Origin of the sequence: Microcella frigidaquae, from assembly GCF_014200395.1 — a bacterium.
Classification (GTDB): domain Bacteria; phylum Actinomycetota; class Actinomycetes; order Actinomycetales; family Microbacteriaceae; genus Microcella; species Microcella frigidaquae.
In genome coordinates, this window is record NZ_JACHBS010000001.1 from 1,117,222 (window position 1) to 1,139,391 (window position 22,170).

Genomic DNA, 22,170 nt, shown 5'->3' on the forward strand with positions numbered 1-22,170 from the left:
CCTCCGAGACATCGTTGTGGTCGGTGCGATAACTCTAAACGTATAGTTTCATAGCTTTTATTTCGATCCGGTAACGCTGACGTAACGTTCCGAGACTCTGGCATCACAATGGGCGCATGAGCTTGCGCAGTCCGGCCCCCCGATCGGGAAAGCCGACGCGCCTGCACAGCGCCGTCTTCCAGCCGATCGGCGACGAAGGGCGCGCCGCACTCGTCGAGCGCCGCATCGCCGAGGCGATCATGGGCGGCGTGCTCGCCGCCGGAGAACGGCTGCCGGCCGAGACCGAGCTCGCCGCCGCGTTCGGGGTCGCCCCCGCGACCGCCCGCGAAGCCCTGCTGGCTCTGCGCGAGCGCGGGCTCATCGTCACCCGCCGTGGCCGCAACGGCGGCAGCTTCATCGCCGACAGCGCCGACCCGGTGCGGTTCGCCACCCGCGCTCTCGTCGACAGCTCGCGCGTCACCCTGCGCGACGCCGCTCAGCACTACCAGGCGATCACCGCCGCCTGCGTCGAGCTCGCCGCCCGCCGCGCCGACCCGGGCGAGATCGAGATGATCATCGCCCGCCTCGATCGGGTCGACGACCACGATCTCGCCCACTGGCGCCGCGCCTCCGACGACGCCGTCATCGAGCTCGCCGCGCTCAGCCAGTCGGCGCGGCTCACCCGCGAGCAGATGCGCCTGCAAGGCGAGTTCTCACCGCTGCTCGCGCTCATCGACACCGACCCGACGGCCCGCGCCGACGCGCGTGCGCACCTGCGCGCGGTGCTCGCCGCCGTGGCCGACGGCGACCCCACCGCCTCGGTGCAGGCGCTGCGTGCCAGCATGCGCTTCACCGTCGACTGGCTGATCGCCTACCGTGAGCAGCACGCGGCGCTTCCCGCGCTCGCGCCCGTCGGGCCGGCCACCGGGCCCTGACCACGGCCGCGACAGCGACCGGCCCCACCCCGCATCACCCGTTCAGAGAGGAGCCGCACGTGAGCATCCACCCCGCCCCGCCCGCGTCGCGCACCGCCGCCGACCACCCCGTCGAGCTCGTCACCGAGTACTTCGGCCGCGCTCTCGACGCCCTCGACGACTGGCGCGGACGGCTCGCGGTCGAGATCGCGACCGCCCGAGCGGATGCCCCGCTCACGACCGACCGCCTCGACGCGCTCGTCGAACCCTCGGCGCTGGCGCTCTTCGACCAGCTCGACCTGCCCGTCTACGGTTCGGGGTTCATCGCGGCCCTCGACTCGCTCGCCGACGCCAACAGCCATCTCGCCTGGTGGCAGGGGCCCGAGCGCGCACAGCTCGTGCTGGCCGCCCAGTCGGTCAACAAGGAGCACATCGACTACAGCGAGCTCGAGTGGTATCGCGTGCCGTTCCAGACCGGCAGGCCGCACGTCGCCGGCCCCTACGTCGACTACCTGTGCAGCGACGAGTACACCATCACCGTGGCCGCCCCCGTGCACGTCGACGACGAGTTCGTGGGCGCCGTCGCCCTCGACCTGCTCATCGATCAGGTCGAGCGGCACCTCACGCCGCAGCTCGCCGCCTTCGGCGACGACATCTCGATCGTCAACGGTGTGGGTCGCGTGCTGCTGTCGACGAGCCCCACGCGCGAGACGGGCGACACGATCCGCGGCGACGACCTCGTCGGCTTCGAGCGCCGCCCGTGCCCGGGCATGGCGCTCGACGTGCTCATCGCGCGCTGAGGGCCCGCGCCGATCGGGGCGCAGAAATCGTCGCGCACCTGCCGGACATGGTGCAGTGTGAGAGCCGTGATCGATGCCGAGCGCGAGCTGCGGCTGCGCACGCTCGCCGACCGGGTCGTCGAGCCCGTGCGCCGCTACCTCGCGCGCCGCTGCGACGCGGCGACGGCCGACGAAGTGCTGGGTGACGTGCTGGTCGTCTGCTGGCGGCGGCTCGACGAGGTGCCGAGCGAGCCGGCCGAGAGCATCCCGTGGGCGATCGGCGTGGCGCGCAATCTGCTCGCGAACGCCGAGCGGGCGCAGCGGCGCCGCGATCGGTTGACGGCGAAGGTCATCGCTCTCGATCCGCCGCCGCTCGCGGTTCTCGATGCGGGCGACGGCGAGCCGACCGATGACGCGATCGCGGTGCGGGATGCCCTCACCCGGTTGCGCCGCGACGACGCCGAGCTGCTGCGCCTGTGGGCGTGGGACGAGCTCGAGAGCCCGCAGCTGGCGACGGTGCTCGGCATCAGCGCGAATGCCGCGGCGATCCGCCTGCACCGGGCGAAGAAGCGCCTCGCCGACGAGCTGCGGAAATCGGCCGGGCCTGCCGGACATGTCTGCAGTGAGGAAGGGAGCACCGATGCACGACGATGACCGCCGGCTGCGCGAGCGGCTGCGCGGCGCCGACCCGGCGCGCGACCTCGCTCCCCTCCCGCCGATGTGGCTCGACCACAGGATGGAGCAGATCATGTCCGACACCCCGTCGACCCCGACCCGCGAGACCGAGGCGCCGACCACGACGCCCAGCACCGTGCGTCGACCCTGGATCGCGATCGCTGTCGCCGCCGCGGGTGTCGCGGCCGCCGCGGCGATCGCCGTGCCGCTCGTGCTCGGCGGCAGCCCGACCGTCGAGCCGCTGGCCCTGCCCGAGGGCGGTGGACTCGCGAGCGGCAGCTGCCTGCCCGTCACCGCCGAGGCGCTGCTCGAGCAGGAGCAGGCCTTCGCCGCCCGCGTCATCACCGTCGAGGGCGAGACGGTCACCCTCGAGGTGACCGAGCGCTTCGCCGGCGAGGTCGCCGACCGCGTCACCGTGCCGCAGGTGGATGAGCTGACGAGCGACTTCTCGCTGCAGCCCTTCGCCGTGGGCGACGAGTACCTCGTCGTCGCGGGCGACGGCGAGGTGCGCGGATGCGGGCTCAGCGGCCCGGACTCCCCCGAGCTGCGCGCCCTCTACGCCGAGGCGTTCGGCGGCTGACGCCCGCGCGGCCCGACACGGCGCTTCCGCCCCTGTCGGGCCGCGCACGGCGGCGATCGGCGTGTTCGCGCTCGCGCAGAGCATCCTGACCCCGTTCATCGTGAACATGGCGCGCAAGTACGCGCCCGCGGTGCTCGGCGGCATCGGCCTGGTCTCGACGTTCGTGGCGCTGCTCATCGCGAGCTTCTTCCCGGGCGGCATCACGATCACCGGTATCGACACATGGGTGCTCGCGAGCCTCATCGTCTGGCTCATCACCGCGCTCGGCGGATGGCTGCTGCCGCTGCTGCTCCTGCGCGGAAAGCTCGCCGAACCGGCGCCCAAGAAGTAGGCAAGCGTTCGCGCCGACCCTGCGCCGCCGATCAGCCCGCATCCCTCGAACCGGCCCGGCCCGGGTTCTGCCCGGGCCGGGCCCGGGCAGAACCCGGGCGTCGCCTCCTCCGACCGGACGGGTCGTCCACCCCTTCCAGAACTGCGGACGCAACCGAGTCTCCTTCACTCCGATCCGCAGATCTGGAAGGCGGTCACCTCGGTGCCCCGGTGAGTGGCGCGGGGACGCCCGGGAGAGCGGCACGCGAAGAGCCCGTGCGCGGAACACGCGCACCCAGGCGGCACCGGGGCTGCCGTCGGCGGGCATCCAGGTCACGCTCGTAGTGTCATCAGCGAGCGGTGCGGGCGAACGCGCCCCCGCGATCGGCCGGAAGGACCCGTCATGCGCAGCACTCCCCCGAACTCGTCCGACATCCGCGAGGCTCTCGAGAACCTCCGCGACGCCGTCATGGCGCGCGCCGGCGGCGGTCAGGGCGGCGCGCGCCAGCACGGTGACCTGCGCACCGCGATCCTGTCGGCGCTCGGCGGCGAGGAGAAGAACGGGCACCAGGTCATGCAGGCGATCGCCGCGGCGAGCGGCGGCACCTGGATGCCCTCCGCGGGCCAGGTCTACCCGATGCTGCAGCAGCTCACCGATGAGGGGCTGCTCACCGCCCGGGCCGACGGCGAGCGCACGGTCTACACCCTGACCGAGGCGGGCCGCGAGGCCGCGGCTTCCGCACACGAGGCGGCGAGCGGCGCGGGCGGCGAGGGTCGTGACAGCAGCGGCCGCGCGGGCTGGAAGCGCCCCGACTGGGACATGAGCGAGTTCGTCGACCGCATGAGCGGCCGCTGGAACGACCACCGTGCCGAGCACACCACGGCCGTGCCGCGCGCCGGCGCGAAGCTCGCGCAGGCGGCCGCGCAGGTCGCGAGCACCGGCACGAAAGAGCAGCAGCAGCGCGCCGCCGCCCTGCTCGACGAGACGCGCCGCAAGCTCTACGCGATCCTCGCCGAAGAGACGGTTCACACCGCGCCGAGCGAGCACGTCGATCACGCGGAGCACGCCGAGCACGCCGCTCACACCGAGGACTAGACCGGTGCCCTCCGGCGCCGATCCCGCCGCAGCGAGACCGACCACCAACCCCGGCCGCGACCGGGCCCTCCGTGCGCGCTACCGCCGCATCATGCGCTTCGCGGCGCGAGCCCTCGCGCAGGCGTGGTGGTTCGAGCTCGTGCTGCCGCGGTTCGGGCTCGCGCGCCTCGCGGCGCGGGGGCGCATCCGTCGCCTGCGGGGGCTGTCGCGCCGGTTCCACGACCTCGCCGCCGACCTCGGCGGGCTCATGATCAAGGTCGGGCAGTTCCTCTCGTCGCGACTCGACATCCTGCCGCCCGAGATCACGCGCGAGCTCGAGGGGCTGCAGGACGAGGTGGCGCCCGAGCCGCTGGAGGCGATCGTGGCGCAGGTCGAGCGCGAGCTGGGCATCCCGCTCGAACGGGCGTTCGCGTCGTTCGAGACCGCGCCGATCGCGGCCGCCTCGCTCGGCCAGGCGCACCGCGCGCGGCTGTCGGCGGGCATCGCCGCCGACCTCGGGTTCGAGCACGTCGTGGTGAAGGTGCTGCGCCCGGGCATCGAGCAGATTGTCGAGGTCGACCTCGCGGCGCTGCGCCGCGTGGGGCGCTGGCTATCGCGCGTGCGGCTGGTCAACAGGCGGGCGGATGCTCCCGCCCTCGTCGAGGAGTTCGCCACCACGAGCCTCGCCGAGATCGACTACCGCACCGAGGCCGGCAACGTCGAGCGCTTCGCGGGCGACTTCGCGGCCGACCCGCGCGTCGGCACGCCGACCGTGGTGTGGGAGCGCAGCGCGCGGCGCGTGCTGACCCTCAGCGATGTGACCGCGATCAAGATCACCGACGTCGAGGCGCTGCTGGCCGCCGGCATCGACCCGAACGCGGTGGCCGCCGAGCTGGCCCGCGCGACGTTCGAGCAGATCTTCGTCACCGGGTTCTTCCACGCCGACCCGCACCCCGGCAACATCTTCGTGACGCCCGCGCCGCAGGTGCCGGGCGGCTTCACGTTGACGTTCATCGACTTCGGAATGATGGGCGAGATTCCCGACGACCTGCGGCAGGGCCTGCAGCAGTTCATCTTCGCCGTCGCCGCGCGCGACGCCCGCGGCTGGGTCGTCGCCACGCAGCGCCTCGGCGTGCTGCTGCCGAGCGCCGACACCGTCGAGCTGGAGCGCGCCATCACGGCCCTCTTCGACCGCTTCGGCGGCATGGGCGTCGCCGAGCTGACCCGCATCGACCCCCGCGAGCTCGAGCAGTTCGCCCTGCAGTTCAGCGAGCTCGTCCGCACCCTGCCCTTCCAGCTGCCCGAGAACTACCTGCTGCTGGTGCGCACGATCTCGCTCATCTCGGGCGTCACGAGCGCCCTCAACCGCGACTTCAACATGTGGGACGCGGTCGACCCCTTCGCCCGCACCCTGCTCAACGGCGGCGGCGCCTCGACCCTGGGCTCGGTCGGCCGGGAGGGCATCGCGATTCTCTCGGCACTCGCGCGGCTGCCCCAACGACTGGATGCTCTCGCCACGCGCCTCGACCGCGGCGAGCTCGCCGTGCGCAGCCCCGAGGTCGAGCAGCGCTTGCGCGTGCTCGACGGCAGCGTGCGCCGCGCGACCTCGGCGGTGCTCTTCGCCGGGCTGCTCATCGGCGGCGTGCTGCTGCGCCCGAGTGACGAAGTGCTCAGCTGGGTGCTGCTCGGGGCGTCGGTGTTGCCGCTGCTGCACGCCGTGCTGCCCTGGCGGCTGCGCTAGAACCCCAAGGTCAGCCCGCGTCGCGCTCCAGTTCATGCTCGACCGCACGCCGAATCCAACTCGAGACTGATCGATCATCCGCGTCGGCACGGGCTCGAACGCGCTGGAGCAACTCGACCGGAAATCGCACCGGTACCGGCTCACTCATGCGCGGTCGCCGACGACGGGGTCGACCCTCAGGCACCTGGTTGGCAGGATCGGCGTAGAAAGCGCGCTCCTGCTCCGGGCTCATCTCGGCGTTCATCGATCCTCCCGATACAGAGCGGCGAGCACCGCGGACGCTTCGTAGCACCCGATCGGTCGGCACATATCGATCTCGAACGGCCAGTCATCACGGAGCAGATCGAGGTCGAAGCGGTCAGTCGGCGACATGCAAAGTGTAATACATATGACTACGCATCAGGAGTTGGGAATCGACCGTCGACATGGGCGCGCACACTATGGCGACGGCGCCCTTCTCACCCGAATTCCTCACAGCCGTCGATGAGGCTGCGCTACCGTCACCCCATGACGAAGTACCTGATCTCCTTCTCCAGCGGTGTGATGCAGGTCGCCGACGGCGAGTGGGATCAGGTTGTCGAGGAGTCGCACCAGGTCATCCGCGAGATGAAGTCGGCCGGGGTGTACGTGTTCGGCGGCGGCATCAACGAAGAGGTCGCGGCGGCCACGGTCGCTGGCGACGGCACCGTCTCAGGCCCCGCCTACGACGCCTTCGCGCGCCTCGACGGCGGCCACACCGTCATCGAGGTGCCGACGCGCGCCGAGGCCGTCGAGTGGGCCCGCCGCGTCGCGGTCGCCTGCCGCTGCCCGCAAGAGCTGCGCGAGTTCATGTTCGACCCCGAGTCGTAGGGCGCCGCGGCATGGGAGAGCAAGAAGTGACCGAGCCGGGCCCCGCCACCGTGGCCGCCTGGATGGCGCGCGCCCGCGAGCTCGAGCCCGCATCCGTCGACGGCGTCTCGTACGGAATGCCCGCCCTGCTGTACCGCGGCAAGCCGCTCGTCGCTGTGGCGCAGACCGCCGCCGGCTACTCGATCTACCCGTTCAGCGGCGCGGTGGTCGCCGCCGTCGCGCCCCTGGTCGGCGACCTTAAGCGATCGAAGGGCGCGATCGCGTTCACGGATGCTCACCCGCTGCCGCCCGACGCCTTCGACGCGCTCGTGCGCACCCGCCGCGCCGAGATCGACGCCGCGCTCGACGGCTGAGCGCGTCGTGCTCGCACAACCGTCATGGAGTCCTCCACAGATGGATGAGTGGAAGGACATGGGCGAGTAGCAGATGATCGAAGGGCCTTCGATAAGCAGTCTGTCTACCTTCGGCAGATGATCATCGAAGCCGGCTACGACCTCCACCTGCTCCTCTTCCCCGACCACTCTTCCTCCGAGGGCCTGCGTATGGTCTGCCTCGATGCCAACCTGCGGGTCACGGATGTTCGCACGCCGATTCCCGCATTTGCGGGCGTTCTTGATCACAGCGCACTCGATTCGATCGAAGCCGCCATCCCCGATGATGACGACCTCGCGCCCCAACTCGACACCCGTTTCGTGGGTCTCGGCTATCGCGTCACAGCAACCTCGGGGTACCCCGAGGGCTTCGACTGGGAGCGCGTGAAGGCTGTCGAAGAGAGGCTCGCGCGTCGCGGGATCCAACTGCTCGGCATCCAGGTCTGCGATGACGAGAGCTGGGCTTCGACCGGGCCGATGTACTCCTTCGAGTCTTACGCGCTCGACGACCTACCTCGGGCGATCGTGATCCCCGGTCCGCATCCGTTCGCCTCCTGCGAGTGCGTTGCCTGCGCCCCCCAGCGGCAGCGACTGCGCTCCGCGCCACCGATGGCTGCTGTGTAAACTCGTGTGTAAGGAGGGTGTGATGGCAACGAATCTGGCACTCGATCCCGACCTTCTCGACCGCGCCTTCGCGATCAGTGGTCAAGCCACCAAGAAGGCCGCCGTGACGCTCGCCCTGCGTGAGTTCATCGCCCGGCGCGAGCAACTCGGCCTGCTCGACCTCGTCGGAACCCTCGAGTGGGACGACTCGTTCGACTACAAGGCGGAGCGCTCGCGCGGATGACGGTGCTCGTCGACACGAGCGTGTGGTCGCTCGTCCTTCGTCGCGACCACCCCTCGAGGACGCCCGCGGTCGCACACCTCACCAAGGCGCTCGAATCTGACCTGGTCGTCACGACAGGCCTCATTGTGCAGGAGCTCCTGCAGGGCTTCCTGCCCGAGCGTAGTCAGGCCGAGATCCGCCGCCACCTTGGCGCGCTTCCCGCCATTCAGCCGACGCGCAACGACCACATCGCCGCGGCCGACCTGCGCAACAGATGTCGGCGGGCAGGAGTGCAACTCGGCACGATCGACGCGTTGATCGCCCAATTGTGCATCACCCACGACCTCCAACTGCTCAGCACCGACCAAGACTTCGTGCACGCCGCCCGCCATTCACGGCTCAGACTCTGGCACGACGACGGAGCCTAGAGTTCACGATTGGTGCACCTGCTACAGGTTTACTCGATCCCCTCACCAGGGGTCGTCTCACCTCGAGAACTGCACTTCCGCTCGACATCCCGCGAGCACGAGGATGTCAGCCCGGAACCACGACGGCGAGCCCGCCAACTACGAGCATACGAAGCAGAGGCCGTCGTCGATCGCTATCGCGCGGTCCGCAACATTCGAACCGTTGCGAAGGAGTTCCAGCTCTCCCGTACTACTGTCGCGCGCATCCTCAAAGACCACGGCATTGACTCATCACGCAGGATGACCGAATTCGAGAACTCCAAAGCCGCTGAGCTCTACGAACGGGGTCAATCGAGTTCCGCGATCGGCAAACAATTGGGTTACGACAACCACACGATCTTGAGGGCGCTGCGTCGACGCGGAGTATCGATCAGGCCGGCTGCCAATCGAGGGTAAGGGCGATGCTTCTCATGAGTCACCCGGATCGACAGCAGTTGCTGCTCCACGTGGGGTGCGGCGCGCTGCCGCACCCCACGCAAGTCAGAACTCCGCGATCACCGTCCAGGTGGCTCCGCGATCTTCAGACCGATGCACGCCCTCGATCCCGGCCACGACGATCGAGCCGTCGCTGCCGACCGCCAGGGCATCCGAGAGTGGTGGTGCCAACCCAATCGACGTCCACGTGACACCGTCGGGGCTGGTGTAAACATAGCCGTCGACGTCCGTTCCGACGAGGAATGCCTCAGTTGACACGTCTGCCGGGCTCGACGCGATCAGAACCAAGAGCGGAGCGCCGTCCGCGGCGGTGAATGTCATGCCGTCGTCGGTGCTGATAAGGAGACCCCGCTCCGTCGTTGCGTAGAGCCTCTCGGCGTTCGAATCCCAGCTGAGGGAGCGCGCGCCGATCGACACTCCTGTAGTCCAGGTCTCCGCCCCGTCTCGACTGACCATCACCTGACCCGTGGCCGAGTCGATGCCAGCCAGCGCCATGCCGTCAGGCGACTGCGCGATCGTCATGCTGTGGAAGTCCACTTCTCCGATAAGGGAAATCGGAGCGAACTCCCCACTTTGCACGCTGAGTTCATACACGCCGATGTTCGGCGGCAGATTCTCGTCGGGTGCCGGGTGGCCTGAGAAGTAGATGGTGTTGCCGAAGCGCGCCATCCCCATCACATCGCCTGCCCATTGACCGATACGTTCGACCGAACCGTCGGCCGCCACGCTGAGGACTCCTTCATGCGTCGCGACGTAGGCAGAATCGCTCAGCGGGTCAAGATCCACAGCGTGCACGTGCGACACGACGATGGGGGTCTCCGCCGCTGGGGAACTGCACCCCGCCAGGCCGACGGAAAGGGCGGCGACCGCAGTTGCGGCCGCCACTCCTGTCCGCCGCATCAGGAGTCGAGCATCGAGCGCATCAGCTCGATCTCCGCCGTCTGGCTGGCGATAATGTTTTCCGCCAGCTCACGCACAGCGGGGTGCTCGCCATCATCAAGGACGTCCTCCGCCATCTCGATTGCGCCCTGGTGGTGGACGATCATCTGCTCGAGGAACAGGTCACCTGCTTCAGGCCCGCTGGCGTCCTCGAGTGCCTGCATGTCCTCTTCGGTCATACCCGCCATGCCGTTCATACCGCCCATGCCGCCGTGATCCATGCCGTCCATGCTGTCGCTCATGGCGGGCATGCCCCAGTCATCGAGCCACTGCTTCATCTGCTCAATCTCGGGGCCCTGGGCGGCCTTGATTTGCTCTGCCAGCTCTACGACCTCGGGATCGACTCCCGACTTGGCAAGCAGGATGTCGCTCATCTCGATGGCTCCCTCGTGGTGGGGGATCATCATCTGCACAAACATGACGTCTGCCATGTTGGCGCCGGAGCTCTCTGACGGCTCGGTGGTGGTCGAGCATGCGGCGAGCCCTACCATGCTGATCAGGGCGAGTGCACCCGCTGCGAGCGCGCGGGTACGGAATGACTTCTTCATGGTTCTACTTCTTTCGTCAGTGTTGGATGTTCGGTCGCAGTGTTGACGGCGTGGCTACGGGGTCAACAGGCGGCGAATCACTGGCGGTTGATGCAGAGTTCTGCAAGTTCAGGAGGGCGCGGTTCCGCGAGACGGCGCGGTGTGCTGTCGAGTGCCGATACGCCCGGGGCCAGCACGCCAAATCGGGAGGCCACGAGAGGAAGAACCAGGCTGACGACCACGATGAGCGCCAGAAATACGCATGCCATCAGGAGCGCGGCGTGATCGCCGGCACAGTCGGCGCACGGAGCGCCCTGGCCCTGTGGCTCTGTGGTGTCAGAGTGCGAAGCGACAGTGTCGGCGTGGTTGTGCTCCACAGACATGGCAGAACCAGCGACCGAGCTCGAAGCAGCGGTCGAATGACCGGCAGGGGTCGAGCCATGGGCGCCCATGGCGACGCCGACGACCGCGAACGTCGCGATCAGCAGCACGTACCCGAAGCGCCGAAGCATCTGTTATACCTCCAGGGGGTATCTTCTCACAGCTCAGGAATCTGATGCAGCGTATTCGCTGAGAACAGCGCGCACGATCGATGCGCAGCCGACTGGGTCGCTGAGCGGCAGACGATGACCGCCTGGTCGGCGTGCGGTCGAAATGTTCGCAAACCGCTCGGCCAGCTCGTCGGCGCGCCCGGGAACGGGAACCGGGTCCTTGTCGCCGTCGACCAACCGTACCGGGACGTTCCGGAGAGCCAAGTTGATAAGTGCATCAGACCACCCAGGGTCGCGCACGAGCGAATCGAAGCCTGCGATATAACCCGGCCAGGTGTGTTCGACTGAGTCGCGGGCGATCGCTACGGGCAGTCGGGGGCTGATTGCGACCGCGACGCCGCGTGCCACGGTGCGGTTGTCGCACATCCAGTGGCACACCCTCTCGGCCATTGGACCTTGCGAGAGCAGCGCCTCGAACCAGCCCATATGCCGAATCCGGTCGTTGGCCTCGTCAGCGGAAGGGACTGCTGAGAGTCTTGGTGACTCTTCTTGTGAAGCGGCGGGCGCTGCCGATGCGGTCATGATTACCTGCATCTCGACCGGCGGGAAACGGCCCAGTGCACGCTGACGTCGACGCCGGTGGTTGGTCCCGCATGAAGAACCGCCCTCATTCGGAAGCGACTTGCGCGACTGCTTTCTCGATCAGCCTGCAGGTCGCCGACCGGAAGAGCCGACCGGAATAGCTGTGCCCCTGGAGGTGTCTGGTTTCAGCACATCGTGGACACCTGTCTCACGACATCGTGGACAGTGACCCACCCTGCGCCGTGATGTCTCACGTCATCGTGGACACCCGGTCAGGGTCGATGGGTGAGCAAACAGGAAGTGCTGATCCTCGCCGTCACCGTGCAGGGCCTGTCCTACCGCGAAGCCGCCCGCATCCACGGGGTGTCGAAATCGCTGGTCCATAAGCTGCATCAGCGGTGGCTCACCGAGGGGGAGGCCGCGTTCACTGCTCGCTCGAGGGCACCGCGGTCGCAGCCTGCCCGCACACCCGACGCGATCCGCGCTCGCGTGCTGCAGTTGCGTGCGCAGCTCACTGCCGACGGCCTGGATGCCGGCGCCGACACAGTCTGCTCACTCCTGGCCGCCGAGCAGGTGACCCTGTCACGGTCGACGATCTGGCGCATCCTGCGCAGCGCCGAGGTGATCGTGCCGCAACCGCAGAAACGTCCCCGTTCCTCCTGGCAACGCTTCACGGCCGAGCAACCCAACGAGCTTTGGCAGTCCGACACCACCCACTGGCGCCTTGCCGACGGGTCAGAGGTGGAGATCATCGGTTGGATCGATGACCACTCCCGTTTCGTCACGCATCTGTCGTGCCACCTGCGCGTCACGGGCCGCACCGTCACTGACACCTTCCAGCAGGCGGCCGCCGTGCACGGGTTCCCCGCGGCAACGTTGACCGACAACGGCAACATCTTCACCACCCGCTTCGCCGGCGGCCTGAAGGCTCGCACCTCTGGCAATGCGTTCGAGACACTGTTGGCCCTGCACGGCATTACCCAGAAGAACGGCAAACCTTACAAGCCCACCACGCAAGGCAAGATCGAACGGTTCTGGCAGACGCTGAAGAAGCGCCTGACCATGCGGCCCGCCAGCAGCCTGGAAGAGCTGCAGCGTGAGCTGGATGAGTTCGTTGACCACTACAACCAGCACCGCCCGCACCGGGCGTTGAACCGACGCACGCCCGCCTTCGCCTACACGCTGATCCCGAAAGCAGCACCGACGCAGCCTGATGACCCAAACATCTGGCGGGTCCGCTACGACACCATCGACGCGCACGGGAAAGTCTCCCTGCGTTTCGGCAACCGCATGATGCACCTCGGCTACGGGCGAGGCTTGGCCCGCACCGCCGTGATCGTCCTCATCCACGGCCTGCACGCCGTCACAATCACCCCCGACGGCGAAGTGCTTGCCGAGCATCTGATCGACCCGAACAAGGGCTACCAAGCCAAGACGTGAAAAACGGGCGAACCCTCCCGCTGGGGGTTCACCCGTCCACGATGTCCTGAGACATCACAACAGTGCACCTGCTGCAGGTTTACTCGAACCCCGCACCGGGGATCGTCTCACCTCAAGAGCTAATCTTCCGATCGACTTCACGAAGACGCCCACAGGATAACCGCGCGACCCTCCGGCGAGCCCGTCAGCTACGAGCGAACGAAACGGAACTCCTCGTTACTCATTACCTCGCTGTCCGCAACATCCGAATCGTTGCCCGAGAGTTCCAGGTCTCCCGAACGACTGTCGCACGCATCCTCACCGAACACGGAATTGACGCATCCCGCACGATGACCGACACCCATGTCGCCCTCGCCGCCGCGCTCTACGAACAAGGGCTCTCGAGCGCCGCGATCGGCCAGCGGCTGGGGTTCGACAACCACACGATTTTGAAGGCCTTGCGAGGCTGCGGTGTTGCGATCAGGCGGGCAGCCAGTCCGAGGCAAAAGGACCACACCGGAGGAGTCACCTAACCTGTCCGCATTCCCACCAGGGCCGGGTCGGCCCATGATGCAGTTGCGGGAACCAGCGCCCCGATCAGGAGGATCGCAACTGCGGTGACGTCAAGAGCGGTTCGTGATGCGGTGCCCACAAATGCGCCACCTCGCTAGTCGGGATGAGGCCGCCGATGATCGTGGCGGTTGCCGAATCTTCTGGTAGATGCATAGTATCTGCGTATGCAATTAGATACGCATATCCTTCGCGACTCGGAAGAGCCCCTCGTGCATCTTGCTGTCGAGATCTTCGGGATGCTGGCCGACGCGACCCGAGTGCGGCTGATCTTGGCGCTGAAGGACGGTGAGATGTCGGTGAACCATTTGGCAGACATCGTCGACAAGAGCCCGGCGTCGGTCTCACAACACCTGGCGAAGCTCCGCCTGGCCCGCATGGTCTCGACCCGGCAGCACGGGACCCGGGTGTTTTACAAGCTCGAGAACGAGCACGCGGTGGAGCTGGTCATGGACGCCATCCACCAGGCGGAGCACTCGCTCGAGCGCGCGCCCCGGCACCACCTCGCCTCAAAGACGGAGAAGTAGATGACCACCCCAGACGCACACGCCCACCCGCACCACGCCCAGGACCACGCGCACGACGCCCACGACCACCCGCACGACGCCCACGACGGCGTGAACGCGCACGCGCACGCGCACGCAGAGGAAGACAGCCACCCGCACCGGCATGACGACGCCGGGCATAGCCACGATGGCGAGCACGGCCACGCTCACCCGACCGGGGTGAAGGGCTTCCTCGTCGGCCTCTTCGTGCCCCACAGCCACGACGCATCGGACTCGATCGACAGCGCCCTCGAGGCGAGCAAGGAGGGCGTGCGCGCCTTAAAGATCAGCCTCGTGATCCTTCTGATCACCACGGCGCTGCAGCTCGTGGTCGTGCTATTCAGCGGCTCGGTCGCCCTGTTCGCCGACACGGTGCACAACTTCTCCGACGCACTGACGGCTGTCCCCTTGTGGATCGCCTTCGTGCTCGGCAGGCGCGCGGCCTCGCGTCGCTATTCGTTCGGCCTCGGCCGCGTCGAGGACCTCGCGGGCCTGTTCATAGTGGCAATGATCGCCCTCTCAGCAGTCATCGCAGCCTGGCAGTCCATCGAGCGGCTCATCAACCCGCAGCCGCTAAGCAACATCGGCTGGGTACTCGGCGCCGGCGTTGTCGGCTTCCTCGGCAACGAGATCGTCGCCGTCTACCGCATCCGAGTAGGCCGGCGGATCGGATCGGCCGCCCTCGTCGCCGACGGGGTCCACGCCCGCACCGACGGGTTCACCTCCCTGGCCGTGGTCTTCGGTGCCATCGGCGTGATCCTCGGGTTCCCGCTGGCCGACCCGATCGTCGGAATCGTCATCTCGGTCGCGATTTTCGTCCTGCTCATCGGCACGGTGCGGAGCGTCGGCCGGAGGCTTCTCGACGGCATCGACCCCGAACTGCTTGACCGTGCTGAGGCCGCGATCGCGGCCAGCCCCGGCGTCGTGTCGGTTGAGCGCGTCCAGCTGCGCTGGCTCGGGCACCGTCTCAGCGGCACCGCCACCATCCAGGTTGAGCACGGCGTCGAACAGAACGCCAACGCAGCGATCCGCACCAGCCTTGCCAAGGCACTACCCAACCTCGACGACATCGTCATCGAGAGCGTCACAGCGCCCCGCACTACGAGGTGAGCTGACCGACTCGTTAATGCCGACTTTGAGGCTTACAACAGTTACCTCGCACCCCTCGGCAGCCACGCTAGCGAGGACCACACCGGAGGAGTCACCTAACCTGTCCGCATTCCCAATTGGCCGAGAACAGCGTGCACTATCGATGCGTGCCTACTTCATCGCCTGGATAGACGACCGCCTCTGACGGTAGTCAACCCCTTCGTGAGCTCGCCACGGACGGTCGTGGCTGCGTGACGGGCTGACGGGGGCCTCTCATCGTGGTCTCACGGAGTGCTGAATACGGTCGGAACCATGACGAACTCAGCAATCGCGACGGACACCCTGTCGAAGTCGTATGGAAACACGCTCGCCCTTGACGCGCTGACCCTCGAGGTCGCCGCGGGAGAGGTGTTCGGACTGTTGGGCCATAACGGCGCCGGCAAGACGACCACGGTCAACGTGCTCACCACGCTGCTCGGGCCCACCTCGGGCACTGCGGAGGTGGCGGGGCACAGCGTCACCGCCGATGCCATGGGTGTTCGGCGGTCGATCGGCTACCTGCCTGAGAACGTGCAGTTCTACGACAATCTCACGCTCATGGAGAACCTGCGGTTCTTCGCCGAGCTGTCGGGCCTGCGACGCCCGGACCAACGCATTCGCGATGTGTTGCGCATCCTCGATTTCGAGGGACGCGACCGCCAGCGAATGGGCACTTTCAGCAAGGGGATGCGCCAGCGCGTGGGGATCGCGCAGGCGATCCTGCACGCACCGTCCGTGCTGTTCCTCGACGAGCCGACGTCTGGTCTGGACCCGGAAGGGGTGCGTACTCTGCGCGAGACGATCGTGCGCCTGAACTCCGAGTTCGGCATGACGATCTTCATGAACACCCACTTGCTCTCCGAAGTGACCAAGACGTGCACCAGCATCGGAATCCTGCGGGGCGGCACGCTCATTCATCACGACACTCTGGCGAAGACCCTCTCCAACTTCCCGGGTGAGGGATCCCTGGAGGAGATCTACTTCCAGCTCGAGTCGGAGAAGGTCTCGTGAACACGTTCCTGGTGAGCGCTCGGCACGAGATGCTCAACACGCGGCGTGCTCGAACCGCCCACATCCTCCTCATCGTCTTCATCGGCATGGTGATCGCTTCATCCGTGATCGGGTGGGTCACGAACGAGACCGTCACGGGCGTCTACGAGAAGGTAGTCGCCGACGGTCTGACCACGGCGCCGAATCCGTTCGCCGGTGTGAGTCCGCTGTACTACGCCCGCAACGCCGTGATCTACGTGCTGCTGATCGGCTCCCTCATGGCGATCGTGCTCGGGGTGCAGGCCACGTTGCGTGACCGCAAGGCCGCCACCGTCGACCTGGTGCTCAGCCGACCGGTTGCCACTCCAGCCCGACTGCTGGGTCAACTCGCCGGGCTTTCGGTGGTGCTCGCGGCCGTAATCACCATCAGCTTCTCCGTTAGCTGGCTGATCATCAGCATCATCAACGGCGCTCCGCTCGGCTGGGATGACACGGGGCGGGTCATCGCCTTCGGACTGCTGTCGTGGGTGCTTCTGACGATCTTCGCCCTTCTGGGGATGCTCACCGGACTGCGAAGCAAACAGGAGACCACAGCGCTGCTCGTACCGTTCGTGATCTGGAGTGCCGTGGCTTTCGTTCTCCCGCAGATCGGAACGGCGGCCCGCCCGGTCTCACTACTCAATCCCGTTCCGGCCGTGGCGTCTACGGGCGGCTACTTCGACGTCGTGTCCGCGTTCACCGGTCCGCTCTCGGTGACCGAGCAGTTCAAGTTCGCGTCCAGCATCATCCTGCACGACCCGAACGTCACGGGTGAGGCGACGGTGAGCATCCTCATCCTCCTCGCCTTCTTGATCGTCATGTCGGTCGTCGTCGTGCTGACTCCGCGCAATCGAATGAGGAGTGGTCTCCATGAGTAGCACCTGGGTCATCGCCGGCAAGGAACTGTTGGATCTGCGCCGGGACCGGCTGTTCGCTGTGCTCATCGGATTCCTCGCGATCGCGACGCTGATCTCCGTGGGGGTCGCCGCGGCGAGCTTCGGAACCGAGTTGGATGCCTACAACCTGTATGTGCAGCAGCTCGCTGCCAGCGGCAGCACGACTGCCCCCGCGGCTCCGCAGCTCTTCCCGTTGCAACTGTTACGCGGCGGGGTGGAGTACCTCGAGATCCTCGGCGCGCTGTTCGCCATCGTTCTCGGCTACGGCACCGTGGCCAAAGAGAAGTACCGGGGAACCCTGCAACTGTTGCTGAGTCGGCCGGTCGGCCGCTTCGCGATCCCGGCCGGCAAAGTGCTCGGGCTCGCCGTGGTGTGGCTTGTCGTGGTCGCGGTGCTGACGCTGCTGACGACCCTCGCCATCCTCGTGATCGGCAGCGCGCCGTTGCAGGGGATCGACCTCGTGAGGATCCTCATCGGTGCGGTCGTGGCGTGGGTGTATCTCGTGTTCTGGAGCTCGCTGGCGATCGGGATCACCGCTCTCTCGCCCCGGTTGAGCACCGGTCTGATCGTGTCCATTGTGGTGTGGTTGGCCTTCGTGCTGATCATCCCGCAGATCGGCGACACGATGGATCCCGACAACCAGGTTCCCGGCGGACTGTTCGCCGCCCTGCAGATCCAGAAGCCGGACGAGTTGAAAGTGCTGGCGAATTTCGCGGCCTTCGACGGCATCCGCAACGGTCTGGAGGTCTCCTCGATCACCAAGCACTTCGAGCGCCTCTCCTTCGCATTCCTGGGCATCAAAGACAAGTACAACCAGCTGCCCCTAGGCCTCGTGTGGGCCGACATGTGGGGTTATGCCATCACGCTCGCGGCGGCGGCCTTCGCCTCCGTGACCTTCGCCGTCGGGGTTACCACTCGGCGCAATCTGCAAAGGAAGATCTCATGAACCGACGACTGCTTGTTCCTATCGCCTTGGTGGCGTCCCTGACGGTTGCGGGCTTGGCTGGTTGCCAAGCCGCGGTTACCGCTCCGGCCAGCTCCTCAGCCGCGTCAGGCTCGACGACAACAGCGGTCCTCCCTGTCGACTCGAACCCCATCGTCAACGCGAGCACCGTTGCGGGGCTCACGATTGTGTCAGCCGCTGCCGAAGACAACGTCGACCCCGTCACGAATGCGGCAATCGACGACCGGCTTCAGGTGACCGTGCGCAACGACACCACCAGCGAACTGACCTCGTTCGAGGTCTACTACGTGATGACGGATGTAACGACTGGGCAGAGCGAGGCCTACTACCAGGCGCTCCCCGGCTTCACCCTGGCCGCTGGGGCGACGGGTACGCTGTCGTTCGACGGTGAGAGCGGACCGGGCCACTTCCCGGAGAACACATTCAGCCTGTACCGCAGCTCCAAGAATCAGGTGGACTTCACGATCGAGGTCAGCGCCGCCGGGGTCCAGGTGGCCAACGCCACCGCCACGAAGGGATCGGGTGAAGGGGATGCCGCAGACTAATCCGGCACTGAGAGCCTGCCCGTGAAGCTCCTTATCGTGGAGGACGACGTCCGCATTGCGGACGTCGTCCGCCGCACACTCTCTGAAGCCGGCTACGCGGTCGACGTCGTGCACACCGCACCTGCCGGGGTTGAGGCGTTCGAGATCGAGACCTACGATCTCGTCGTCCTCGACCTGATGCTGCCTGGCCTGCCTCGAGGCGGCATGGACGTGTGTGCCCGCATCCGCGAACTCAACCATGACATCCCCGTGCTGATGCTGACGGCGCTGGATTCGACGCGCAAAAGGGTCGAAGGGCTAGATGCTGGGGCCGATGACTATCTCGTCAAACCTTTCCACCTCGTCGAACTTGTCGCCCGCGTTCGTGCGCTGCTTCGGCGGGCGCCGCGGGCGCATGCGCCCATCCTCACTGCACAGGGCGTCGCCCTTGACCCGGCGACGCGCACGGCGACGAGGAACGGCCGCGTGATCGTTCTGACGGCGAAGGAGTTTGCCGTGTTGGAGTACCTCATGAGCAATGCTGGCCACATCGTCAGCGCGAGTGAGCTCATCGATCATGCGTGGGACAGCAATTACGACGGCTACAGCAATGTCGTACAGACCTACATTCGCTATGTGCGGCAGAAGCTGACCGTGGCGGGCGAGACCGACGTAATCGAGACCCGCCGCGGCGCCGGCTATGTGATTGCAGCCGACCGATGATTTTCCGCCGCGCCCTGATTCGGCTGACGCTGACGTACACGATCGTGCAACTGGTGTTGTTCGGCGCGTTCGCGCTCGGGGTGTACGCCTATGTCACGGGAACCTTCGACTTCGACGCGGCAATCGAAGACGGAGAGTCATCACTCGATGTCGAGCAAGCTTTTACGAATCTGCGCACTGGCCTCATCGCGGGGTATGCCCTTCTCGTGCTGTTTCTTCCTGTCTCGAGTTACGTCATGGCGCGGGGAGCCCTGGCTCCGGTTCAACGAAGTTATGAACTTCAGCAGCACTTCGTCGATGCGGCATCGCACGAATTCCGTACCCCTCTCAGCGTCGTGCAGGGAGAACTCGAGTTGGCGCTCTCTCGTTCCCGTACGGCCGCCGAATATCGAACGGCGATAGCGACCGCTCTCGCCGCGACAGAGGGTCTCAGCCAATTGACCGGTGATCTCCTCATGCTGACGCGAGGAAACACTCACGAGTTAGAAGAGTCATTCGTCGCTGTCTCGCTCAACGACCTTGCCCGCACGATTGTCGACTCGCACACGACGGAAACAGTGCGACTGTCGTTGATCGACGACGACCCCGTGGCGGTCTACGGTTCACCGGAGCTACTGCGGCGCGCAGTCTCGAACCTGGTCGACAACGCCCTAAAATTCAGTGGCCGCGAGGGCACGGTCGTATTGACCGTGTCGAGCGCGGGCAAGTTCGCTGAGCTGACTGTGCGTGATAACGGGGTCGGGATGACCGAAGCTGAGTCAGCACGCGCCTTTGATCGTTTCTGGCGCGCCCAAAAGTCTCGAACAACCCCCGGCTTCGGTCTCGGGCTGCCGCTGGTGCGACAGATTGTGATGGCCCACCACGGTCAGGTCAGCGTCGAGTCGGCGGTGGGCGTGGGAACAACCGTCACTCTGGTCTTTCCGGTGATGCTGCCGTGACGCCCTGCTTCGATTTCGGGTCTCTCACGCTCCCCTCACGCGTCCCTCCCTACCGTGGAACACACGCCATGCAGCTCGCATGGCGCAGCTCCACGAAAGGACAAGACCATGCAGAAGACCGCAAAGGTCGCCGCCGGCTCCGCAGCTGCGCTCGCGATCCTCATCGCCGGAGGCGTTGCTCTGGCAATGCCCGCTCAGGCGGCCCCGGCCGGTAAGTCGGTCTCGGTCGTCGAGCCCACGGACGCGACCGACTCTGACAACGTTCAGGACGAGGTCGAAGACGGCACCGACGACGGCACCGAGGTTGAGGACGGCGCCGAGGTCGAAGACGGCACGGACGACGGCGAGATTGCCGATGACAACGAAGGGTCCGACGAGTCAGAGACGGAAGACACCAGCGATGACATCAACGGTGTTGAGGTCGAAGACGGCCACCAAGACTGACGCGTGAACCGTGGGGGCCGGCGATAAACGCTGGCCCCCAGTCTCGTGCCACCCTCCCATCGACTCCTACGAGGCCTCCACCATGAGCTCACTGAACCGCACGTCGGGCACCCCGCCCATCGGTGCGTTCTTCGGCGCCCTTGGTCTCACGTTCGTCGTGCTCACCGGCGTGATTATCCGATCCACGTGGCAGAACCAGCCGCTGCCCATCGACTCCTGGTGGCATGACCTGCTTGCCGCCCACCGCAATGCCCTTGCCGATGCCGGTGCTCGGCTCCTCAACGTGTTCGGAGGGACATGGTCAATCGTCGCGGTCGTCGCCATCCTGATCGCGGTCCTCCTCCTCCGGCGCCGGTGGCGCGAGGCGCTCCGCATTGGCGTCACGGTCGCCGCGGCATCCGGAGCATCCACCGTGCTGAAGCTGCTCATCGCCCGGCCCCGTCCGCTCGACGGAATCGTCGACACCGGGCTGGACTCGTTCCCGTCCGGCCACACGACGACGGCGGCTGCTCTCACCGTGGCCATCGCCCTCGCGTTCCCTCACATGTGGTCATGGGTGCTCGCCGCCGCCTGGGTTCCGGTGATGGCAGTCAGCCGCACCTACCTGCTCGTCGACTGGGCAACCGACGTGCTCACCGGTGCAGTGCTAGGGGCGTCGGTCGCTCTCATCGTCGCCGCTGCTATCACGGCGGTGTTCAGAAAGACCGCGGAACGCAACACCCTCAGGCCACCCCAACTCGCACTGAGATCTCCGGTTCGCAACCCAACCGAATGGAAGCACTCCTCTCATGACCGCAACCCTGCCTGACCACGTCCGCACCATCCTCTTCAACCGGGTGCCCGAGGTCACTGTCGCGTTCTGGGTGATCAAGATCCTCTCCACCACCTCCGGTGAAACCGCGGCGGACTACCTCAATTCGACCCTCGGCCTCGGACTGGCGATCACGTCATGGATCATGACCGGGCTACTGGTCATCGCCCTGATCGCGCAGTTCGCGACTAAGCGCTACACGTCCGGGATCTACTGGGCCGTCGTGGTGCTCATCAGCGTCGTCGGAACCCTGCTGACAGACACGATGACCGACAGCTTCGGGGTTCCACTCTGGCTGAGCACCGTCGCCTTCTCCGCCCTGCTCGCGGTCACGTTCGGGATCTGGTTCGCCCGCGAACGCACTCTCTCCATCCACACAATCTTCACCCGCCGCCGCGAGACCTTCTACTGGGTTGCGATCCTCTTCACCTTCGCGCTGGGCACGGCCGCGGGAGACCTGATCACCGAAGGTTTCGGACTCGGCTATCTCTTCGGCACGCTCCTGTTCGCCGGCCTCATCGGCGTGATCGCGATCGCTCGGTTCACTTTCCGTGTGAACGTGGTCTTCTGCTTCTGGGCCGCATACGTTCTCACCCGCCCGGCCACGTCCCGCTGAGTGGTGGTCTTTCGTTTCCACGCG

30 protein-coding genes are annotated in these 22,170 nt (G+C 66.6%); 25 read left to right on the forward strand and 5 right to left on the reverse strand.

What is annotated here, in order from left to right; all coding sequences use genetic code 11:
- Positions 1–116: 116 nt before the first annotated feature.
- The 7 genes from BJ959_RS05505 (at position 117) to BJ959_RS05535 (ending at position 6,052) form a co-directional block, all read left to right on the forward strand.
- Positions 117–914, forward strand: coding sequence for a FadR/GntR family transcriptional regulator (locus BJ959_RS05505; RefSeq protein WP_153981740.1), 798 nt, complete (start codon positions 117–119; stop codon positions 912–914).
- A 59-nt stretch (positions 915–973) separates the two neighbouring features.
- Entirely contained in the window at positions 974–1,693 is a 720-nt protein-coding gene (locus BJ959_RS05510; protein WP_221234919.1) for a cache domain-containing protein, read from the forward strand.
- A gap of 66 nt (positions 1,694–1,759) precedes the next feature.
- Positions 1,760–2,326, forward strand: a complete 567-nt coding sequence (locus BJ959_RS05515) for a sigma-70 family RNA polymerase sigma factor (protein ID WP_153981741.1) — start codon at positions 1,760–1,762, stop codon at positions 2,324–2,326.
- On the forward strand, positions 2,313–2,927 hold the full coding sequence (locus BJ959_RS05520) for a hypothetical protein (RefSeq protein ID WP_153981742.1): 615 nt from the start codon (positions 2,313–2,315) through the stop codon (positions 2,925–2,927). Before BJ959_RS05515 ends, BJ959_RS05520 begins: the two co-directional genes overlap by 14 nt.
- A gap of 61 nt (positions 2,928–2,988) precedes the next feature.
- Complete coding sequence (locus BJ959_RS05525; protein ID WP_207949357.1) at positions 2,989–3,258, forward strand: hypothetical protein; 270 nt, start codon at positions 2,989–2,991, stop codon at positions 3,256–3,258.
- Positions 3,259–3,639: 381 nt separating this feature from the next.
- Positions 3,640–4,332, forward strand: a complete 693-nt coding sequence (locus BJ959_RS05530; protein WP_153981744.1) for a PadR family transcriptional regulator — start codon at positions 3,640–3,642, stop codon at positions 4,330–4,332.
- Positions 4,333–4,423: 91 nt separating this feature from the next.
- On the forward strand, positions 4,424–6,052 hold the full coding sequence (locus tag BJ959_RS05535; RefSeq protein ID WP_153981757.1) for an ABC1 kinase family protein: 1,629 nt from the start codon (positions 4,424–4,426) through the stop codon (positions 6,050–6,052).
- 10 nt (positions 6,053–6,062) lie between these two features.
- On the opposite strand, the gene BJ959_RS12980 is transcribed toward BJ959_RS05535, so the two are convergent.
- Positions 6,063–6,296 carry a YlcI/YnfO family protein gene (locus BJ959_RS12980; RefSeq protein WP_341800055.1) on the reverse strand — a complete coding sequence of 78 codons (234 nt, stop codon included), beginning with the start codon at positions 6,294–6,296 and terminating at the stop codon, positions 6,063–6,065.
- A gap of 263 nt (positions 6,297–6,559) precedes the next feature.
- On the opposite strand from BJ959_RS12980, the gene BJ959_RS05540 reads away from it, so the two are divergent.
- The 5 genes from BJ959_RS05540 to vapC all read left to right on the forward strand — a co-directional run bounded on the left by BJ959_RS05540 (position 6,560) and on the right by vapC (position 8,526).
- The gene (locus BJ959_RS05540; protein WP_153981745.1) at positions 6,560–6,901 is read left to right on the forward strand and encodes a YciI family protein; all 342 of its coding nucleotides are present in this window, start codon (positions 6,560–6,562) and stop codon (positions 6,899–6,901) included.
- 11 nt (positions 6,902–6,912) lie between these two features.
- Complete coding sequence (locus tag BJ959_RS05545) at positions 6,913–7,254, forward strand: DUF1801 domain-containing protein (RefSeq protein ID WP_153981746.1); 342 nt, start codon at positions 6,913–6,915, stop codon at positions 7,252–7,254.
- 117 nt (positions 7,255–7,371) lie between these two features.
- Positions 7,372–7,896 carry a hypothetical protein gene (locus tag BJ959_RS05550; protein WP_153981747.1) on the forward strand — a complete coding sequence of 175 codons (525 nt, stop codon included), beginning with the start codon at positions 7,372–7,374 and terminating at the stop codon, positions 7,894–7,896.
- Positions 7,897–7,918: 22 nt separating this feature from the next.
- Complete coding sequence (locus BJ959_RS05555; RefSeq protein WP_153981748.1) at positions 7,919–8,119, forward strand: type II toxin-antitoxin system VapB family antitoxin; 201 nt, start codon at positions 7,919–7,921, stop codon at positions 8,117–8,119.
- On the forward strand, positions 8,116–8,526 hold the full coding sequence (vapC, locus tag BJ959_RS05560) for a type II toxin-antitoxin system VapC family toxin (protein WP_153981749.1): 411 nt from the start codon (positions 8,116–8,118) through the stop codon (positions 8,524–8,526). Before BJ959_RS05555 ends, vapC begins: the two co-directional genes overlap by 4 nt.
- A 519-nt stretch (positions 8,527–9,045) precedes the next feature.
- Here vapC and BJ959_RS05570 read toward each other — a convergent pair.
- From BJ959_RS05570 to BJ959_RS05585, 4 genes are all read right to left on the reverse strand, one after another.
- Complete coding sequence (locus BJ959_RS05570; protein ID WP_153981751.1) at positions 9,046–9,786, reverse strand: WD40/YVTN/BNR-like repeat-containing protein; 741 nt, start codon at positions 9,784–9,786, stop codon at positions 9,046–9,048.
- Positions 9,787–9,899: 113 nt separating this feature from the next.
- Positions 9,900–10,487 carry a DUF305 domain-containing protein gene (locus BJ959_RS05575; RefSeq protein ID WP_153981752.1) on the reverse strand — a complete coding sequence of 196 codons (588 nt, stop codon included), beginning with the start codon at positions 10,485–10,487 and terminating at the stop codon, positions 9,900–9,902.
- A 77-nt stretch (positions 10,488–10,564) separates the two neighbouring features.
- The gene (locus BJ959_RS05580; RefSeq protein ID WP_153981753.1) at positions 10,565–10,978 is read right to left on the reverse strand and encodes a hypothetical protein; all 414 of its coding nucleotides are present in this window, start codon (positions 10,976–10,978) and stop codon (positions 10,565–10,567) included.
- Between the two features lie 33 nt (positions 10,979–11,011).
- Entirely contained in the window at positions 11,012–11,539 is a 528-nt protein-coding gene (locus BJ959_RS05585) for an alpha/beta fold hydrolase (RefSeq protein ID WP_153981754.1), read from the reverse strand.
- A gap of 285 nt (positions 11,540–11,824) precedes the next feature.
- Between BJ959_RS05585 and BJ959_RS05590 the strand changes: the two genes are divergently transcribed.
- From BJ959_RS05590 to BJ959_RS05650, 13 genes are all read left to right on the forward strand, one after another.
- Complete coding sequence (locus BJ959_RS05590; protein ID WP_183321808.1) at positions 11,825–12,979, forward strand: IS481 family transposase; 1,155 nt, start codon at positions 11,825–11,827, stop codon at positions 12,977–12,979.
- A 329-nt stretch (positions 12,980–13,308) separates the two neighbouring features.
- Complete coding sequence (locus tag BJ959_RS05595) at positions 13,309–13,491, forward strand: helix-turn-helix domain-containing protein (protein WP_153983150.1); 183 nt, start codon at positions 13,309–13,311, stop codon at positions 13,489–13,491.
- A gap of 249 nt (positions 13,492–13,740) precedes the next feature.
- Positions 13,741–14,055, forward strand: coding sequence for a metalloregulator ArsR/SmtB family transcription factor (locus BJ959_RS05600; protein ID WP_165879072.1), 315 nt, complete (start codon positions 13,741–13,743; stop codon positions 14,053–14,055).
- Complete coding sequence (locus BJ959_RS05605; protein WP_153983152.1) at positions 14,056–15,183, forward strand: cation diffusion facilitator family transporter; 1,128 nt, start codon at positions 14,056–14,058, stop codon at positions 15,181–15,183.
- A gap of 291 nt (positions 15,184–15,474) precedes the next feature.
- Positions 15,475–16,212, forward strand: coding sequence for an ABC transporter ATP-binding protein (locus tag BJ959_RS05610; RefSeq protein WP_153983153.1), 738 nt, complete (start codon positions 15,475–15,477; stop codon positions 16,210–16,212).
- Entirely contained in the window at positions 16,209–17,108 is a 900-nt protein-coding gene (locus BJ959_RS05615; RefSeq protein ID WP_153983154.1) for an ABC transporter permease subunit, read from the forward strand. Before BJ959_RS05610 ends, BJ959_RS05615 begins: the two co-directional genes overlap by 4 nt.
- Complete coding sequence (locus BJ959_RS05620; protein WP_153983155.1) at positions 17,101–18,072, forward strand: ABC transporter permease; 972 nt, start codon at positions 17,101–17,103, stop codon at positions 18,070–18,072. The genes BJ959_RS05615 and BJ959_RS05620 overlap by 8 nt, the downstream gene beginning before the upstream one ends.
- Positions 18,069–18,635, forward strand: a complete 567-nt coding sequence (locus tag BJ959_RS05625; protein WP_153983156.1) for a hypothetical protein — start codon at positions 18,069–18,071, stop codon at positions 18,633–18,635. The genes BJ959_RS05620 and BJ959_RS05625 overlap by 4 nt, the downstream gene beginning before the upstream one ends.
- 21 nt (positions 18,636–18,656) lie before the next feature.
- Positions 18,657–19,337 carry a response regulator gene (locus BJ959_RS05630; RefSeq protein ID WP_153983157.1) on the forward strand — a complete coding sequence of 227 codons (681 nt, stop codon included), beginning with the start codon at positions 18,657–18,659 and terminating at the stop codon, positions 19,335–19,337.
- Positions 19,334–20,275: a sensor histidine kinase gene (locus BJ959_RS05635; RefSeq protein ID WP_153983158.1), complete on the forward strand. Its 942-nt coding sequence runs from the start codon at positions 19,334–19,336 to the stop codon at positions 20,273–20,275. Before BJ959_RS05630 ends, BJ959_RS05635 begins: the two co-directional genes overlap by 4 nt.
- Before the next feature lie 108 nt (positions 20,276–20,383).
- Positions 20,384–20,719 carry a hypothetical protein gene (locus BJ959_RS05640; RefSeq protein WP_153983159.1) on the forward strand — a complete coding sequence of 112 codons (336 nt, stop codon included), beginning with the start codon at positions 20,384–20,386 and terminating at the stop codon, positions 20,717–20,719.
- An 82-nt stretch (positions 20,720–20,801) separates the two neighbouring features.
- Positions 20,802–21,527 carry a phosphatase PAP2 family protein gene (locus tag BJ959_RS05645; protein WP_183321897.1) on the forward strand — a complete coding sequence of 242 codons (726 nt, stop codon included), beginning with the start codon at positions 20,802–20,804 and terminating at the stop codon, positions 21,525–21,527.
- On the forward strand, positions 21,508–22,146 hold the full coding sequence (locus BJ959_RS05650; protein WP_153983161.1) for a COG4705 family protein: 639 nt from the start codon (positions 21,508–21,510) through the stop codon (positions 22,144–22,146). The genes BJ959_RS05645 and BJ959_RS05650 overlap by 20 nt, the downstream gene beginning before the upstream one ends.
- Positions 22,147–22,170: the final 24 nt, after the last annotated feature.

Coding starts and splice junctions, on each gene's coding strand:
- BJ959_RS05520 (WP_153981742.1), top strand. CDS start 2,313: ATGCACGACGATGACCGCCGGCTGCGCGAGCGGCTGCGCGGCGCCGAC.
- BJ959_RS05580 (WP_153981753.1), bottom strand. CDS start 10,978: ATGCTTCGGCGCTTCGGGTACGTGCTGCTGATCGCGACGTTCGCGGTC.
- BJ959_RS05535 (WP_153981757.1), top strand. CDS start 4,424: ATGCGCTTCGCGGCGCGAGCCCTCGCGCAGGCGTGGTGGTTCGAGCTC.
- BJ959_RS05505 (WP_153981740.1), top strand. CDS start 117: ATGAGCTTGCGCAGTCCGGCCCCCCGATCGGGAAAGCCGACGCGCCTG.
- BJ959_RS05650 (WP_153983161.1), top strand. CDS start 21,508: ATGACCGCAACCCTGCCTGACCACGTCCGCACCATCCTCTTCAACCGG.
- BJ959_RS05585 (WP_153981754.1), bottom strand. CDS start 11,539: ATGACCGCATCGGCAGCGCCCGCCGCTTCACAAGAAGAGTCACCAAGA.
- BJ959_RS05555 (WP_153981748.1), top strand. CDS start 7,919: ATGGCAACGAATCTGGCACTCGATCCCGACCTTCTCGACCGCGCCTTC.
- BJ959_RS05620 (WP_153983155.1), top strand. CDS start 17,101: ATGAGTAGCACCTGGGTCATCGCCGGCAAGGAACTGTTGGATCTGCGC.
- BJ959_RS05575 (WP_153981752.1), bottom strand. CDS start 10,487: ATGAAGAAGTCATTCCGTACCCGCGCGCTCGCAGCGGGTGCACTCGCC.
- BJ959_RS05550 (WP_153981747.1), top strand. CDS start 7,372: ATGATCATCGAAGCCGGCTACGACCTCCACCTGCTCCTCTTCCCCGAC.
- BJ959_RS05595 (WP_153983150.1), top strand. CDS start 13,309: ATGACCGACACCCATGTCGCCCTCGCCGCCGCGCTCTACGAACAAGGG.
- BJ959_RS05625 (WP_153983156.1), top strand. CDS start 18,069: ATGAACCGACGACTGCTTGTTCCTATCGCCTTGGTGGCGTCCCTGACG.
- BJ959_RS05540 (WP_153981745.1), top strand. CDS start 6,560: ATGACGAAGTACCTGATCTCCTTCTCCAGCGGTGTGATGCAGGTCGCC.
- BJ959_RS12980 (WP_341800055.1), bottom strand. CDS start 6,296: ATGAACGCCGAGATGAGCCCGGAGCAGGAGCGCGCTTTCTACGCCGAT.
- BJ959_RS05530 (WP_153981744.1), top strand. CDS start 3,640: ATGCGCAGCACTCCCCCGAACTCGTCCGACATCCGCGAGGCTCTCGAG.
- BJ959_RS05635 (WP_153983158.1), top strand. CDS start 19,334: ATGATTTTCCGCCGCGCCCTGATTCGGCTGACGCTGACGTACACGATC.
- BJ959_RS05610 (WP_153983153.1), top strand. CDS start 15,475: ATGACGAACTCAGCAATCGCGACGGACACCCTGTCGAAGTCGTATGGA.
- BJ959_RS05605 (WP_153983152.1), top strand. CDS start 14,056: ATGACCACCCCAGACGCACACGCCCACCCGCACCACGCCCAGGACCAC.
- BJ959_RS05645 (WP_183321897.1), top strand. CDS start 20,802: ATGAGCTCACTGAACCGCACGTCGGGCACCCCGCCCATCGGTGCGTTC.
- vapC (WP_153981749.1), top strand. CDS start 8,116: ATGACGGTGCTCGTCGACACGAGCGTGTGGTCGCTCGTCCTTCGTCGC.
- BJ959_RS05640 (WP_153983159.1), top strand. CDS start 20,384: ATGCAGAAGACCGCAAAGGTCGCCGCCGGCTCCGCAGCTGCGCTCGCG.
- BJ959_RS05545 (WP_153981746.1), top strand. CDS start 6,913: ATGGGAGAGCAAGAAGTGACCGAGCCGGGCCCCGCCACCGTGGCCGCC.